Source organism: Streptomyces otsuchiensis (assembly GCF_004305975.1).
Lineage (GTDB): Bacteria > Actinomycetota > Actinomycetes > Streptomycetales > Streptomycetaceae > Streptomyces > Streptomyces otsuchiensis.
Genome location: NZ_BHZI01000146.1, coordinates 1 through 15261 on the forward strand (window position 1 = coordinate 1; position 15261 = coordinate 15261).

At 73.8% G+C, this 15261-nt stretch carries 12 protein-coding genes, 1 tRNA gene and 1 riboswitch; of the genes, 12 read left to right on the forward strand and 1 reads right to left on the reverse strand.

Annotated elements, in window-relative coordinates:
* Positions 1-124 precede the first annotated feature (124 nt).
* From E0D90_RS15315 to E0D90_RS15355, 9 genes are all read left to right on the forward strand, one after another.
* Positions 125-496, forward strand: coding sequence for a metallopeptidase family protein (locus tag E0D90_RS15315; protein ID WP_227870240.1), 372 nt, complete (start codon positions 125-127; stop codon positions 494-496).
* Positions 497-716: 220 nt separating this feature from the next.
* The gene (locus E0D90_RS15320; RefSeq protein ID WP_130798759.1) at positions 717-1235 is read left to right on the forward strand and encodes a hypothetical protein; all 519 of its coding nucleotides are present in this window, start codon (positions 717-719) and stop codon (positions 1233-1235) included.
* Between the two features lie 321 nt (positions 1236-1556).
* Complete coding sequence (locus tag E0D90_RS15325; protein WP_130798761.1) at positions 1557-3557, forward strand: DEAD/DEAH box helicase; 2001 nt, start codon at positions 1557-1559, stop codon at positions 3555-3557.
* Positions 3558-3818: 261 nt separating this feature from the next.
* Positions 3819-3955: riboswitch (cobalamin riboswitch) on the forward strand.
* 143 nt (positions 3956-4098) lie between these two features.
* A complete protein-coding gene (locus tag E0D90_RS27875; RefSeq protein WP_227870241.1) occupies positions 4099-5490 on the forward strand; it encodes an SCO2322-related protein in 1392 nt (463 codons plus the stop codon).
* Complete coding sequence (locus E0D90_RS15335) at positions 5487-6662, forward strand: CbiQ family ECF transporter T component (RefSeq protein ID WP_227870242.1); 1176 nt, start codon at positions 5487-5489, stop codon at positions 6660-6662. The genes E0D90_RS27875 and E0D90_RS15335 overlap by 4 nt, the downstream gene beginning before the upstream one ends.
* Complete coding sequence (locus tag E0D90_RS15340) at positions 6659-8371, forward strand: ABC transporter ATP-binding protein (protein ID WP_130798764.1); 1713 nt, start codon at positions 6659-6661, stop codon at positions 8369-8371. The genes E0D90_RS15335 and E0D90_RS15340 overlap by 4 nt, the downstream gene beginning before the upstream one ends.
* A 101-nt stretch (positions 8372-8472) precedes the next feature.
* A complete protein-coding gene (locus E0D90_RS15345) occupies positions 8473-9348 on the forward strand; it encodes an ECF transporter S component (RefSeq protein ID WP_438827400.1) in 876 nt (291 codons plus the stop codon).
* Complete coding sequence (locus tag E0D90_RS15350; RefSeq protein WP_130798766.1) at positions 9345-10853, forward strand: prenyltransferase/squalene oxidase repeat-containing protein; 1509 nt, start codon at positions 9345-9347, stop codon at positions 10851-10853. The genes E0D90_RS15345 and E0D90_RS15350 overlap by 4 nt, the downstream gene beginning before the upstream one ends.
* Positions 10854-10916: 63 nt before the next feature.
* Positions 10917-11399, forward strand: coding sequence for a DUF4430 domain-containing protein (locus E0D90_RS15355; protein ID WP_103502519.1), 483 nt, complete (start codon positions 10917-10919; stop codon positions 11397-11399).
* A gap of 101 nt (positions 11400-11500) precedes the next feature.
* On the opposite strand, the gene E0D90_RS15360 is transcribed toward E0D90_RS15355, so the two are convergent.
* Positions 11501-12652 carry an enoyl-CoA hydratase/isomerase family protein gene (locus tag E0D90_RS15360; protein WP_130798768.1) on the reverse strand — a complete coding sequence of 384 codons (1152 nt, stop codon included), beginning with the start codon at positions 12650-12652 and terminating at the stop codon, positions 11501-11503.
* 444 nt (positions 12653-13096) lie between these two features.
* On the opposite strand from E0D90_RS15360, the gene E0D90_RS15365 reads away from it, so the two are divergent.
* The 3 genes from E0D90_RS15365 (at position 13097) to E0D90_RS15375 (ending at position 15159) form a co-directional block, all read left to right on the forward strand.
* Positions 13097-13169 (forward strand) — tRNA-Lys (locus tag E0D90_RS15365).
* 184 nt (positions 13170-13353) lie between these two features.
* The gene (locus tag E0D90_RS15370; RefSeq protein ID WP_130798770.1) at positions 13354-14046 is read left to right on the forward strand and encodes a hypothetical protein; all 693 of its coding nucleotides are present in this window, start codon (positions 13354-13356) and stop codon (positions 14044-14046) included.
* 333 nt (positions 14047-14379) lie between these two features.
* Positions 14380-15159, forward strand: a complete 780-nt coding sequence (locus E0D90_RS15375) for a peptidoglycan recognition protein family protein (RefSeq protein ID WP_130798772.1) — start codon at positions 14380-14382, stop codon at positions 15157-15159.
* Positions 15160-15261 lie beyond the last annotated feature (102 nt).

The following is a 15261-nucleotide window of genomic DNA, read 5'->3' on the forward strand; positions in this document are numbered from 1 at the left end:
TCTCCAGCACGTCGCCCATTGTGCCGCCCCACCCCGCCGCCGCGCCCGTCCCGCGCGGACGGGATCAGGGCGGGCCTGATCCCGTCCGCGCGGGACGGGCGCGGCGGCGGGGTGGGGCGGCACAATGGGCGACGTGCTGGAGATGACCCGCGAGGAGTTCGAGGACCTGGTCGGCCAGGCGCTGGACCGCATCCCGACGGAGCTGACGCGGATGATGGACAACGTCGCCGTGTTCGTCGAGGACGAGCCGCCGCCGGAGGAGCCGGAACTGCTCGGCCTGTACGAGGGCACGCCCCTGACCGAGCGCGGCGAGTGGTACGCCGGGGTGCTCCCGGACCGCATCTCCGTCTACATGGGCCCCACGCTGCGGATGTGCGAGCGGGAGGGCGGCGGCCGGGACATGGTGGTCGAGGAGGTCGAGATCACGGTCGTCCACGAGATCGCCCACCACTTCGGTATCGACGACGACCGGCTGCACGACCTCGGCTACGCCTGAGCCGGTCACGCCTGAGCCGGTCACGCCGGTCACGCCTGCGCCGGTCACGCCCGGCGCCTGCCGCCTCCGCCGGGGGCCCGCCCGCGCTCGGACGGCCTTCTCGCACCGGCGCGCGCCGTCCCCGGCGTGACCCCGGCGCGCCCGGCCGGGCCGTGTCCTCCCTCCGGCCGGTGGAGTTGGGCAGGGCGACCCGAACGCCCCGCCTGGAGGTCCTGACGCCGTGCGCCGCACCATGCTCCGTCAAGCCGCGGCCCGGCTGGCCAGCGCCGCGGCGCTGCTCGCCGTCCTGTCCGGCTGTGTGACCGTCGACGGCCGGAAGCCGGAGGCCCCGGCGGCGCCGGGCGGCTCCGCGCCGGGGGGCGGTGCGCGTGACGAGGTGCCGGCCGGCGCCGACCCGTCGGGGGAGGAGGACGGGCCCTCCGGTCACGACGACGACCGCGTGCAGGGCTCGCCGTCCGCCACCGCCTCGCCGGAGCGGGCCGAGCGCGAGAGTGAGAAGGACGACACGCCGGAGCAGCCGGGGCGTCCCGACAGCGAGGACCACACGGACCAGACGGTGCCCGCCTCGCCGGCCCCGCAGCCCCCCGGACCTGCGCCGTCGGGTCCCGGAGCGCCGCCGCCCGTCTCCTCGCCGACGGCACCCGAGCCCGAGCCGGAGCCCGGTGAGGAGGAGCCGGACAACCCCGATCCGGACCCCGGGGAGTCCGAGGGGGGCCCGGAAGAGCTGCGTTACCGGTAGCGTTGAGGTGCGGACATCGCGGAGTTCCGAGCAGCCGGCACGAGGACGTGCCGGGCACCGCTCCGGGCGTCCCGTCCGCCCCGCCCTCGTCCGGTTCGTCCGGCCGAGCCACAGCACCGTGTACCGCGGCGGCCGGTTTGCGTCGTTCAGGACACGGTGCGTATCCTTGTAGATCGTTTGATCCCACTTGCCCGGCGCGCCAGCGAATGCGCCGTGTGGCGCGTTCCTCGTCAAAGCCGTGGCTGACCGCATGCAGGCGGTCGACTGTGACCTACGGAGCCTAGGCGCGTGCCGATTGACTCCGGAAGGTTCTCATTTCGCATGTCTGTACCCACCCATTCCCTCGAGGCCACCGACGCCGTCGACGCCACTGACGCCGCCGCCGTGATGCCCGAGGACGAGCCGACCACCACCTTCGGTGACCTCGGCCTCCCCGACGCGATCGTCCGCAAGCTCGCGCAGAACGGCGTCACCGTGCCGTTCCCGATCCAGGCGGCGACCATCCCGGACGCCCTCGCCGGGCGCGACATCCTCGGCCGCGGGCGCACCGGCTCCGGCAAGACCCTGAGCTTCGGCCTGCCGCTGATGGCCCGCCTCGCCGGCGGCTCCACGGCCCGCAAGCGTCCGCGCGGTGTCATCCTGACGCCGACCCGCGAGCTGGCGATGCAGGTCTCCGACGCCCTCCAGCCCTACGGCGACACCCTCGGCCTCAAGCTGAAGGTCGTCTGCGGCGGCACCTCGATGGGCAACCAGATCTACGCGCTGGAGCGCGGCGTCGACATCCTGGTCGCCACGCCGGGCCGGCTGCGCGACATCATCAGCCGCGGCGCCTGCTCCCTGGACGACGTCCAGGTCGCGGTGCTGGACGAGGCCGACCAGATGGCCGACCTGGGCTTCCTCCCCGAGGTCACCGAACTGCTGGACCTCGTCCCGGCCGGCGGTCAGCGCATGCTGTTCTCCGCCACGCTGGAGAACGAGATCGACAGCCTGGTCCGGCGCTACCTGGTCGAGCCGGTCAGCCACGAGGTGGACGCGGCCCAGGGCGCGGTCACCACCATGACCCACCACGTGCTGGTCGTGAAGCCGCGCGACAAGGCGCCGATCACTGCCGCCATCGCCGCCCGTGAGGGTGGCCGCACCATCGTCTTCGTCCGCACCCAGCTGGGCGCGGACCGGGTGGCGGAGCAGCTGCGCGAGTCCGGCGTCCGCTCCGACGCGCTGCACGGCGGCATGACGCAGGGCGCGCGTACCCGCACCCTCGCCGACTTCAAAGAGTCGAAGATCAACTGTCTGGTCGCCACCGATGTCGCCGCGCGGGGCATCCACGTCGACGGCATCGACCTGGTGCTGAACGTGGACCCGGCCGGGGACCACAAGGACTACCTGCACCGCTCGGGCCGCACCGCCCGCGCCGGTGAGTCCGGCACGGTCGTCTCCCTGGCGCTGCCGCACCAGCGGCGCACCGTCTTCCGGCTGATGGAGGACGCGGGCGTCGACGCCTCGCGTCATGTCATCGGCCGCGGCGACCTCTTCGACGAGGAGATCACCCGGATCACCGGTGCCCGGTCGCTGACCGAGCTCCAGGCCGAGGCCGCGATGGGCGCCGCGCTGCACGCCGAGCGTGAGACCCAGCGGCTGGCGAAGGACCTGGAGCGCGCGCAGGCGCGTGCCGGTGAACTCCGTGACGAGGCCGAGCAGTTGACGGGCCGCGCGGCCCGTGAGCGTGGCGAGGACCCGCAGGAGGCCATCGCAGCGGCCAACGCCGCCCAGGCGGCGGCCGAGGCAGAGCGTGAGGCCCGCCGCGAGGCGCGCCGCGTGGAGAAGGCACGGCTGGACGCGGAGCGCGAGGCGCAGCGCGCCACCGAGCGCCCGGAGCGTCGCGACGGCGACCGCCCCGGTTTCCGCCGTGACGGTGGCCGTCCCTACGGCCGCCGCGACGACCGTCCGGGCTTCCGTCGTGACGACCGGCGCGACGACCGTCCCGGTTTCCGTCGTGACGACCGGCGCGACGGCGACCGTCCGGGCTTCCGCCGTGACGACCGGCGCGACGACCGTCCCGGTTTCCGCCGTGACGACCGCCGCGACGGTCCCGGTAGCGGCAGCCGCCCCTACGCCCGTCGTGACGACCGCCGCGACGGCGACCGTCCCGGTTTCCGTCGTGACGACCGCCGTGACGGCGCCGGTAGCGGCAGCCGCCCCTACGCCCGTCGTGACGACCACCGTGACGACCGCCGCGGCGGCTTCCGCCGGGACGACCACAGCAGCAGCCGTCCCACCGGCGACCGGCGTACCGAGAAGCCCCGCTGGAAGCGCGACAGCTGAGCGTCACCAACGCTGAACAAGGCCGGTGCGGCCTCCTCTTGAAGGGGAGGCCGCACCGGCCTTTTCGTCGTCCTCACGCGTGGTCCGCACCGGGCCGGACCGGCCCGTGCCGCTGGATCGGGGGCCGGTCCCCTTACTGCTGAGGGCAGTTGGCGCTCGCGGCCTCGTCCCGGCCGGTCGGCGGCTCGCCCGGATGTGGGGGAGCTGTGGGCGTTGTCACCCGACGCACACCCTGGCGGGGTGGTGAGGCTCGCCTTATGGTTGCTTCGGCCCGCCGTGCGGGCCCACAACTTCATGCGTGGACCGCAGGGGGAAGCCGGTGAGAGTCCGGCACTGACCTGCAACCGTGAGCGGCGCCCCGCGCCGCGAGTCGGAATGCCCGACGGTTCGCGTGCACTGCTTCTCACTGTCATGGTCTGCAGCGTGGAGCCCCCAAGCCTCTCGGGCGCCCGGGCCCTCGCCGTGTTGTGCAAACGCGTCGGGGGTCCGTTCATGTGCCGGGGCCAGGGGTCTCTCGCGGGGCCCTTAGGGGAAAGGCCCCATGATGCCCGCCACCGGTGCGCGTACCACCAGGGTCCAGGCGTTCGTGGCACTGGTCGCGCTTCTGGTCGCACCGCTCGCCGTCGCGCCGCAGGCGACCGCGCTGCCGTCCGGCGGGGGTGGGGCTACTCCCGTCCAACAGGCCCTTCCGGCAGCCGGGTTCGGGCCGTCGACCCTGCCGGCCGGCTTCCGTACCCAGGCCGGCACGCCTGGCTTCTGCCCCGACGCCACGGGCGTCACGGTGATCGTCGACTTCCGGGAGCTGGGCGGCGGCCGGGTGGTGCGCTGCGCGCCCGGCGCACAGGCGGACGGGCTCGCCGCGTTGAAGAACGCGGGGTTCCAGATAGCCGGCACCACCCGGTGGGGCGAGTCCTTCATCTGCCGGATCAACGGCCGCCCCGGTGTGGACAGTGAGGACTGCGTCGACACCCCGCCCGCGTCCGCGTACTGGTCCTACTGGCACTCGACCAACGGCGGCAACTGGACCTACAGCCAGCGTGGCGCCACCTACCGCACTCCGCAGCAGGGCACGTTCGACGGCTGGTCGTTCTCGCTGAACCGGGAGATGGACGACGCGCCGCAGCCCGGCGTGGCCCCGCTGCGCCCGGACAACGGTGGTGGTTCCGGTGGTTCCGGTGGTTCAGGCGGCGGAGGCGGTAACGGTGGCGGTGGGGACGGCGGGGGCAACTCCTCAGGCGGCGGCGGTGGTTCGGCCTCCGGCGGTGCCTCCGGAGGTTCCGCGTCCGGCGGTGGCGACGCGGGAGGCGGCTCGGCCACGGGCGGCGGAGGGGCCGGCGACGGCGGTTCCGGCGACGTGACGGGCGGTGCCGGCGCGGGCAGCGACCCGGACGGCGGCGCCGATGACGACGCGCGCGACGACAGGGACGACAACGGCAAGACCGAGGACGAGGACGAGGACTCCGCCAAGGAGAAGGACGAGGACGAGGACGAGGACGAGAAGGACGACGAGGAGGAGAAGGACGACGCCGGCGAGGACGAGGACGGTACCGCCGGGCCGGACACCAGCCCCGCACCCGCGCCGACCGAGGACGCCGAGTGGAGCGGCGAGGACACCACGGCACAGGTGAACACCGGCGGCTCCGGCGCACCGCCCGCCGGGATGCTCACCGGCCTGGGGGTGCTGACCGCGCTGGTCGGTGCGGCCGGGCTGACCGCGTGGCGCCGCCGGCGCGCCGCTCTGGCGGCCCAGGGAGCCGGTCCGGACGACGAGGACGCGGAGGTGTTCGCCTCCGCCGCGTCTGACGCGCCCGGGACGCCGGAAGCGACCGCCGCGTCTGACGCGCCCGGTACGCCGGATGCGCCTGCCGCGCCGGACGCCACCGAGGCGCCCGGTGACGGGGCCGGCGGCGTCGAGCCGGACGGGAAAGCGTGAACCGGGCCCAACGCCCGGGAGGGAACAGCCGGCTGCCGGACCTTCTGCAGCCACCACTGCCCCGGGCGCTGCATCCCGGTGCCTGGTGGCTGTGGGCGCTCGGCCTGGCCGTGGCGGCCAGCCGCACCACCAACCCGATCCTGCTGGCGCTGATCCTGGCGGTGGCGGCGTATGTCGTCGTCCGCCGCCGGGGCGACGCGCCGTGGGCGTTGTCGTTCAAGATGTATCTGCTGCTCGGCGCACTGATCGTCGTGATGCGGGTCGTCTTCCGGATCATCTTCGGCGGCGGCCAGGGCGACACGATCCTCTTCACCCTGCCGGAGATTCCGCTGCCCGAAGCGGCGGCCGGTATCCGGCTGTTCGGCTCCGTCGCGGCGGAGCAGCTGCTCGGCGGTCTCTACGACGGGCTGCGGCTGGCGACGATGGTGGTGTGCGTGGGTGCCGCCAACTCGCTCGCCGATCCCAAGCGGATGCTGAAGACGCTGCCCGGGGCGCTGTACGAGATCGGCGCCTCGGTCGTGGTCGCGCTGACCGTGGCGCCCCAGTTGATCGACAGCGTGCGGCGGGTGCGGCGCGCCCGCCGGCTGCGGGGCGCCCAGGGCAAGGGGCGCCGTGCGCTGCGCGGGATCATCATCCCGGTCCTGGAGGACGCTCTGAACCGGTCGTTGGCGCTGGCCGCCGCCATGGCCTCACGTGGCTACGGCCGTACCGGCGGAGTCGACCCGCGTTCCCGGCTGGTCACCGGGCTGCTGGTGGTGGCGGGGCTGGTCGGGATCTGCGGCGGTCTGTACGGCGTGCTGGACTCCTCCGCGCCGGCGCTGCTCGGCGCGCCCCTGCTGCTGGGCGGTGGGGCGCTGGCACTGGCCGGGTTGCTGCTCGGCGGCCGTCGGGTGCGTCGCACCGGCTACCGGCCGGACCACTGGCGCCCGGCGGAACTGGTCACCGCCGGTGCCGGTATCGCCACCGCCGCGCTGATGTTCCTGACCGCCCGGGTCGATCCGGGGAACCTCTATCCCTCGCTGTCGCCGCTGGCGTGGCCCGATGTGTCGATGGTGCCCGTCCTGGCCGTGCTGGTCGGTGCTCTGCCGGCACTGCTCACCCCCGAACCGCCGCGCTCGGGAGCCCCGTTGCCGGTGCCGACCGCCGAACCCAGGAAGGAGCCCGTCGCGTGATCCGATTCGAGGACGTCAGCTTCCGCTACGACGAGGACGCGCCACCGGCTCTGGCCGGGGTCGATCTGCACATCCCCGAGGGGGAGTTGTGCCTGGTCGCCGGCCACACCGGCACCGGGAAGTCGACGTTGCTGGGCGCGGTCAACGGCCTGGTGCCGCGCTTCACCGGCGGCCATCTGCGCGGCCGGGTGACCGTCGCCGGGCAGGGCACCGAGAGCCGGCCGCCGCAGGAGTTCGCGCACCTGGTGGGACGGGTCGGGCAGGACCCGCTGGCCGGCTTCGTCACCGACAGCGTCGAGGAAGAACTCGCGTACGGCATGGAACAGTTGGCGATAGCGCCGGAGGTGATGCGCAAGCGGGTGGAGGAGACCCTCGATCTGCTGGGCATCGCCGAACTGCGGGGCCGGCCGCTGCGGTCGCTCTCCGGCGGACAGCAACAGCGGGTGGCCATCGGCTCGGTGCTCACCACCCACCCCTCCGTACTGGTGTTGGACGAGCCGACCTCCGCGCTCGACCCGACGGCTGCCGAGGACGTGCTGTCCGCCGTACTGCGGCTGGTGCACGACCTCGGGGTCACCGTTCTGATCGCCGAACACCGCATGGAGCGCGTGCTCCAGTACGCCGACCGGCTGCTCTACCTGCCCGGTGACGGCACGGTCCGCGACGGCACCCCCGCCGAGCTGATGCCGGACTGTGCCGTGGCGCCTCCGGTGGTCCAGCTGGGCCGGACGGCGGGGTGGACGCCGCTGCCGCTGTCCGTGCGTGACGCCCGCCGCCGTGCCGGGGAGCTGCGCGAACGGCTCGCCTCCCGCACCCCCGGAGCGCCCTGGCCCGACGACGCCGCCGCCGGCGCCGACACCGAAATCGCTGCCGCGGGCAGTGCTGGTGCCGAAACCCCCGCCGGACCGGCCGGGCTCCCCGATGACCCCGGCTGTCTGCTGCGCGCCAAGGGCATCACGGTGACCTACGGGTCGACGGTGGCGGTCCGCAAGGTCGGTCTGCGGCTGGCGCCCGGGCAGGTGACGGCGCTGATGGGCCGCAACGGCTCCGGGAAGTCGTCGCTGCTGTGGGCGTTGCAGGGGTCGGGCCCGCGCCGGTCCGGCACGGTGGAGGTGCCGGGCGGCGACCCCGGAACCCTGTCGGCCGCCGAGGCCCGCGCCCTGGTCGGGCTGGTGCCGCAGACCGCCGCCGACCTGCTGTACCTCCAGACCGTCGACGAGGAGTGCGCACAGTCCGACGCCGAGTCCGGCGCGGAGAACGGAAGTTGCCGCGACCTGCTGGAGCTGCTGGCTCCGGGCGTCGCCGGTGGCTCACACCCCCGTGATCTCTCCGAGGGCCAGCAACTCGCCCTGGTGCTCGCCATCCAGCTGACGGCCGCGCCCCGCGTGATGCTCCTGGACGAGCCGACACGCGGCCTCGACTACGGGGCCAAACGCCGCTTCGGCACCGTCGTCCGGACGCTGGCCGCGGAGGGGCGCGCGGTCGTGATCGCCACGCACGACGTGGAGTTCGTGGCCGCCGTCGCCGACCGGGTGACGGTGATGGCCGACGGCGAGATCGTCGCCGACGGCCCGACCGCCGAAGTGGTCTGCTCCTCACCGGCGTTCGCGCCGCAGGTGGCCAAGGTGCTCAGCCCGCTGCCGTGGCTTACCCCGGACCAGGTGGCCCGGGCGCTGGCCGCCGAACCGAGGACGGAGGCCGCCCGGTGACCACCACCCCGGCCCGGGACGACCCGCAGGCCGAGCAGCGGCCGGGCGTCAGCCCCGGAAAGTCCGCGCCCGACGAGTCCGTCCCCGGCAAGCCCGCCCGCGTGACGCCCGCCGCCACTCCGCCCCCGCGCACCAAGCGCAGCGCGGTGCGGCGCGCCACCGCACTGCGCGTCGGGCCGCGCGCCGCACTCACGCTGGTGGGCGCCAGCCTGATCGGGCTGGCCATGTTCTGCTGGCCGCTGCTGGTACCGCCGCAGCCGCAGAGCGTCGCCCACGCCGAGCAGGCGCCCCTGCTGTTCGTCGTGCTGCTGCCGATCATCCTCGCCGTCGTCCTCGCCGAGATGACCGAGGGCGGCCTCGACCCCAAGACCCTCGCCCTGCTGGGCGTGCTGGCCGCGCTCAACGCCGCGCTGCGCCCGCTGGGAGCGGGCACGGCCGGCATCGAGACGGTCTTCTTCCTGCTGATCCTGGCGGGCAGGGTCTTCGGCCCGGGCTTCGGATTCGCCCTGGGGGCAACGTCGTTGTTCGCCTCCGCGCTGCTGACAGCCGGCGTCGGACCCTGGCTGCCGTTCCAGATGATGGCCTCGGGCTGGGTCGGCCTCGGCGCCGGGCTGCTGCCGCGACGGCCCAGCGGGCGGGCCGAGATCGCCCTGCTCGCCGCCTACGGGGTGTTCGCCGCCTACGCGTTCGGCTTCCTGATGAACCTGTGGTTCTGGCCCTTCGCCATCGGCGACGGCACCCAGCTCTCGTTCGACCCGGAGGCCGGGCCGCTGGCCAACCTCCACACCTTCTTCTTCTACACGCTCGCCACCTCGGCGTTCGGCTGGGACACCGGCCGGGCCATCACCAACGTCATCGCGATCGCGGTGCTGGGACCCGCGGTCCTGGCGACCCTGCGGCGCGCCGCCCGGCGCGCCGCGTTCGACACCCCCGTCAGCTTCGCCGCTGCCGATCATGGAGGAGTACCCCGACGATGAGAACAACCCTGCGGCGCGCGGCCCTGCTGCCGAGCGCGCTGCTGCTCGCGGCCCTGGTGGTGCCAGGCACCGCGCAGGCCGACACCTCCACCGACACCGGCACCGCGTCCCTCGGCTCGCCCGCCGCGGCCGCCGCCACCTGGGCCGGGGCGCAGCTGACCGACGGCAACTACCGGGGCGACCACGGCCTCAACGCCGACATCGTGATGGGGCTGGTCTCCACCGGCACCAACGGGACGATCGCCGGCCAGGCCACCGACTGGCTGGAGGCCAACGCCGGCAGCTACGTGCACCGGGGCGGGGCCGAGCGCCTCAACGCCGGTGGTACCGCCAAGCTTGCGCTGGTCGCCGCTGTGCAGGACCGCGACCCGTCCGACTTCGGCGGGCTCGACCTGACCGGTCTGCTGCTCGGCCAGCTCCAGGAGTCCGGCCGGTTCAGCGACAAGGCGCCGTCCGACCTCTCCAACCAGTTCACCCAGTCGCTCGCCGTCCTCGCGTTCAACGAGATCGGCGAAGTGCCGGACAACGCGGTGGACTTCCTCGCCTCCACCCAGTGCCCGAACGGCGGCTTCCCGCTGTCGCTCGCGCGCAACCCCGACCGCTGCAACCCGGACCCCGACTCCACCGGCATGGCCGTCCAGGCGATGATCGCCGTCGGCCGGGGCGCCGACGCGGCCAAGTCGCTGGACTGGCTGGCCGGAGCCCAGCAGTCCGGTGGCGGCTTCTCCTACAACGGCAGCGCCTCGGTGGGCGCCAACTCCAACTCCACCGCGCTGGCCGTGCAGGCCCTGGCCGCCGGCGGCCGTGAGAAGGAGGCGCAGCTCGGCATCGACTACCTGCGTTCCCTGCAGGTCGGTTGTGACGCCGAGCCCGGCCACCGCGGCGCGGTCGGCTACGACGAGGCCTCCGTCGACGGGATGACGCTGCGCGCCACCGCCCAGGTCATCCCGGCCCTCGCCGGCAAGGCGCTCTTCGAGCTGGACGGCAAGAGCGTGTCCCCCGAGCCGTACGCCATCGACTGCACCCCGGGTGGCGGTGACAACGGCGGCTCCACCGGCGGCGGTTCGGACACCGGCGGTGACTCCGGCTCCGGCGGCGGCGACAACGGCGGCTCCACCGGCGGTGACAGCACCGGCGGCGACGACGCCAACGGCGGAGGCGACACCACCGGCGGCGACACCACGGGCGGTGACAGCACCGGTGGCGACGACTCCACCGGCGGCGACGGCGACGCCACCACGGGCGGCGACGACTCCACCGGCGGCGACGGCGACGCCACCACTGGCGGCACCGACGCGACCGGTGGCGGCAACGGCGGCCTCGGCGGCACCTCCGGCCTCACCGGCGGCACGGGCGACCTCGGCAACGACCCCGCCCCGAACGGCGGTGGTCTGGCCAACACCGGAACCTCCGCGCTCTCCCTCCTGGCCGCAGCAGTCGGCCTCCTGATCGCCGGCGCACTCGCCTACGTGGTGACCATGCGCCGTCGCCGCACCACCGTGTGACCAGCACAGCGCTGTACCGCAGTTGACCACCGCACCAACAGCCACCACCAAGGGGAGACCACGATGAACAGCACGCTCACCCGCCGCCTCGCCGTCTCTGCGGCGGTGCTCGGCCTGACCGCCGCCACCGCCGTCTCGACCGCCGTCGCCGCGCCGGGTGCGGAAGCCACCGCGCTCGCCCCGGTGACAGTCAACCTGACCGTCACCGGACCGAGCTCGGTCCTGTACGACGACGAGGTCACCACGGACGGCGGCGTCGTCTCGCCGCTGACCGAGGCCGGTCACCTCTGCGACGGCACCAACTTCGGCGCCAACCCCAGCCCCGGGGCGACTCCGACGACCGCGCTCAACGACTCCGACCTGGACTGGGACGGCGTCTGGTACACCTCCTTCGAGGACTACCTCGTCACCGAGATCGACGGTGTCGGCCAGACCGACAGCGAGTTCTGGCTGATATCCGTCAACGGCGTCGCGACCCCGGTCGGCGGCTGCCAGTTCATCGTCCAGGACGGCGACGAGGTTGAGTTCACCTGGACCGACTTCTGACAGGCGCTCCCCGAGTGAACCGGTGCACCGCCACGGCCGGTTAAACACCAGGGCCCGCCGGACGCCTCGCGCGTTCGGCGGGCCCTGCCCGTCGCGCCGGTTCACCGGGAGGTGTCGGCCCCACTCGTGTCGTCGCCGTCGGAGCCGTCGCCGTCGTCGCCCGGCAGGACCAGCTCCCGGCCTGGGCGCGCGGCGAAGTACCGTGCCACGTCCGCCTCGTCGACCTCCTGCAGCGTGGCGGGCGACCACTTGGGGTCGCGGTCCTTGTCGACGACCTGGGCCCGCACTCCCTCGACCAGGTCCGGCGCCGCCAGCGCCGCGCAGGAGACCCGGTACTCCTGGCGCAACACCTCCTCCAGCGAGCCCAGTTCACGGGCGCGCCGCAGCGCGGCCAGCGTCACCTTCAGCGAGTTCGGCGACTTGGTCAGGATCGTCCGCGCCGCCGCTTCGGCCTCGGGCACCCCGGCCGACCGCAGTCGGCGCAGGATCTCCTCGACCGAGTCCGCCGCGTAGCAGTGGTCGATCCACTCCCGCGCGGCGGCCAGTTCGGCGACCGGCGGCGTCGTGGCGTGCCGCGCCACCACCTCGGCGGCGGGCTCCGTCGCCAGCTCCGTCAGCAGCGCGGGCAGCGACTGCGACGGCACGAAGTGGTCGGCCAGCCCGCACAGCAGCGCGTCGGCCGCGCCCACGGGCGCCGCGGTGAGGGCCAGATGGGTGCCCAACTCGCCCGGCGCGCGCGACAGCAGGTACGTGCCACCGACATCGGGAACGAAGCCGATCGTCGTCTCGGGCATCCCCACCAGCGACCGCTCGGTGACCACGCGGATGTCACCGTGGGCCGAGATCCCGACCCCGCCGCCGAGGACCAGCCCGTCCATCACCGCCACATACGGCTTCGCGAACCGGCCGATGCGGGCGTTCATCCGGTACTCGTCGTGCCAGAACCGCTCCGACGCCTCCGCAGCCGGGCCGCCCGTCAGCAGGTCGTCGTAGATGGCCCGGATGTCGCCGCCCGCGCACAGTCCCCGCTCACCGGCGCCGGTGAGCACCACCGTCTCCACCGAGGGGTCGTCCGCCCACTCGATCAGCGCGCTCTCCACGGCGTTGACCATCGTGTGGTTCAGCGAGTTGAGCGCGCGCGGCCGGTTCAGCGTGAGGAACCCGGCCCGCCCCTCCACGTGGCGCAGCACCGGCGGCTCGGTGACACCCTCGCCCGGGTCGCGTCCCGCGCGTGCTTCGTCGCCCCCGGTCATCGGACGCCTCCGCTGCTCGTGGTCGGGCCCGGGACCGGGTGGGTGCTGAGGCGCGTCATCGCGATCTTCCCTTCGTACTGCCGCACTGCTGCTGTACTGCGCTGGCCACGGCGGAACGGTCACCGGCACCCCGGCCCCGCACCACCGAAACCGATCATGCACGCGCCCGCTCGATCGCGACAGTGCCCCGGTACATCGCGGCGGGCGCGCCCGCTCGATCGTGACAGTGCCCCCGGTACTTCGTGGCGGGCGCACCCGCTCGATCGTGACAGTGCCCCCGGTACTTCGTGGCGGGCGCACCCGCTCGATCTTGACAGTGCCCCCGGTTGACCTGGCGGGTAGACGCCCGGCACGGCGGCGGCAGACGCGGTGCTCGGGGACCGCCCGACCGGACCACCGATCACCTGCGACGTGCGAGGGGTCCGGCGGTTATGCTGCTCCTGCGGGCCGTTAGCTCAATTGGCAGAGCAGTGGACTTTTAATCCATTGGTTGTGGGTTCGAGTCCCACACGGCCTACCTCTGCGTCCCACATCAGATGCCCTCTGGTGTGGGACGCGCGTCTTTGCCGGGCCGAGTCGGCGCCTCCGCGCCCCGCCCGGAGTGGTGCGCCGGAGTGCCCGGGCGGCGGCGCACCGTAGCTTCCGGTAACGGAACAGAAACACAGCGCACCCGTCGCCGCCGGGTGGGGCAGGGTGCCGACATGACACGGATGACGCACCACTTCTGGAAGACACTGCCGGCGGCCGCCTGCCTGCTCGCCCTCACCGCCTGCGGGTCGGGTGACGATCCCGGCTCCGCCCGCTCCGGCACCGACGACAGCAGGCCCTCCGACGACACCGGGGAGCCGGGCGACGGCGACGAGGGTTCGGACGACGGCGGTTCCGGCGACGACGGCGCGGGGGGCACCGCAGGGAACGGCTCCGGCGGCAACGGCGGCTTCGCCGCTCTGCCCGGAGCGGACGTCGAGGCATGGGCCGGCCACCTCGCCGACATCCACGGCGTCGCCTGGGACGACCAGGGGGCCGAGGAGCCGCCTGCCGAGGGCATCGAGAGCCTGCTGCGCTGGGTCGGGGACACCGGGGGTGGGGCCTCCGCACCGTCCTTCGCGGCCGCCGCCGTCACCAACACCGGCCGCGAGCTGGTCGAGATCAGCTGCTCCGCCGCCGCCATCCCGGAAGTGCTGGACGGGCAGGTCGAGTTCCTCGTCGACTGCGTCAACTCGGCGGGAATCGAAGGTCTTGAGCCGCGTGAGGTCGAGCTGTGGATCACCGACACCTTCGGGGAGCTGCGCGGCAGTGACGACATCGGCCTGGAACGAACCGTCCTGGGGGCGGCCGAGATCTCGCTGATGGCCACGGGTGACACGGCGACCGTGGGCGTGACGGCGTCCTGACCGACTCCGCCCGGCGCACGCCGGAACGCGAGTGGGGGCGCGGCTCGAACACCGCGTCCGCAGATGAACTCCCGTCCGACCAACCGCTGTCATTCGGCCACACCTTGGGATGACACGCGCCACTCGGTTGTACCAATCGGCCCTGGCAGCGGCTACGTTGGTCCGCCCCGGGCCCACAGACCGCGAGAACCGATCGAGCGTCGAACACCGCTGCCAGCCGCAGCGGGCCGGCGAAACCGGCGATCAGCCGGTGCACCAGGCACTCTCCCGATGTCCAGCACGGCCGCGTCCCCACGGGATCGCGGCGAAACCGACCGGACCACAGGAGGCCCCATGGCCACCCCCTTGTCAGCGGCCAAACTTCTCACCGCGCTGCGCGCCGAGGGCGTCAGCGTCGTCGAGGTCGGCTCGTGGCGCACCCACAACAGAGGATCGGCGGGAACCGGCTGGGGACCGGTGAACGGCGTGATGATCCACCACACCGTCACCTCCGGCACGGACGCCTCCGTGCGCATCTGCCGCGACGGCTACTCCGGGCTCCCCGGGCCGCTGTGCCACGCCGTGGCCGACAAGCAGGGGCGGATGCACCTCGTCGGACACGGCCGCGCCAACCACGCCGGTGGCGGCGATCCGGCCGTCCTCCAGGCCGTCATCCGCGAGCAGAAGAGCCTTCCGGCTCCTAAGTCCACCAGCCAGGACGGGAACTCGCGCTTCTACGGCATCGAGGCCATCAACATGGGCGATGGCAAGGACGCCTGGCCGGCGGACCAGTTGGAGGCCATCGCCCGGTACGCGGCGGCGATCTGCCGCGCGCACGGGTGGAACCAGTACAGCGTCATCGCGCACGCCGAATGGCAGGCGGGAAAGATCGACCCGCGCGGTCCTGGCAAGCACGCCCCGGCGATGATCCGCGACTTCCGCGCCCGCGTCGGCGAGCTGCTCGCCGGCAAGGCCGGCGCGTCCGCCGCAGGCTCCACCCTGGCCGCCGCGGACGACGCCGGCGAGGAGGCCGGCGCCGAGGCCGAGGTGCCGGCCGCACGCGAGCCGCACGGCGACACGGCGACCGCGTCCCTGGCGGCCGACGGCGAGGACGAGAGTTCGCCGCAGACGTGACACGTCGCGACTGACGGCGCGGACCGGCCGGGCGGGGGAGGGGCGACCGGGTGACGGCCACGAGCGGCCACCGGCCCTCTTCGCCCGCGCACCGCCCTCTCC

Bases quoted from the DNA above. Each gene is read 5' to 3' on its own strand.
- E0D90_RS15315 (WP_227870240.1), top strand. From the start codon at position 125: ATGGGCGACGTGCTGGAGATGACCCGCGAGGAGTTCGAGGACCTGGTC.
- E0D90_RS15325 (WP_130798761.1), top strand. From the start codon at position 1,557: ATGTCTGTACCCACCCATTCCCTCGAGGCCACCGACGCCGTCGACGCC.
- E0D90_RS27875 (WP_227870241.1), top strand. From the start codon at position 4,099: ATGATGCCCGCCACCGGTGCGCGTACCACCAGGGTCCAGGCGTTCGTG.
- E0D90_RS15350 (WP_130798766.1), top strand. From the start codon at position 9,345: ATGAGAACAACCCTGCGGCGCGCGGCCCTGCTGCCGAGCGCGCTGCTG.
- E0D90_RS15355 (WP_103502519.1), top strand. From the start codon at position 10,917: ATGAACAGCACGCTCACCCGCCGCCTCGCCGTCTCTGCGGCGGTGCTC.
- E0D90_RS15360 (WP_130798768.1), bottom strand. From the start codon at position 12,652: ATGACCGGGGGCGACGAAGCACGCGCGGGACGCGACCCGGGCGAGGGT.
- E0D90_RS15370 (WP_130798770.1), top strand. From the start codon at position 13,354: ATGACACGGATGACGCACCACTTCTGGAAGACACTGCCGGCGGCCGCC.
- E0D90_RS15375 (WP_130798772.1), top strand. From the start codon at position 14,380: ATGGCCACCCCCTTGTCAGCGGCCAAACTTCTCACCGCGCTGCGCGCC.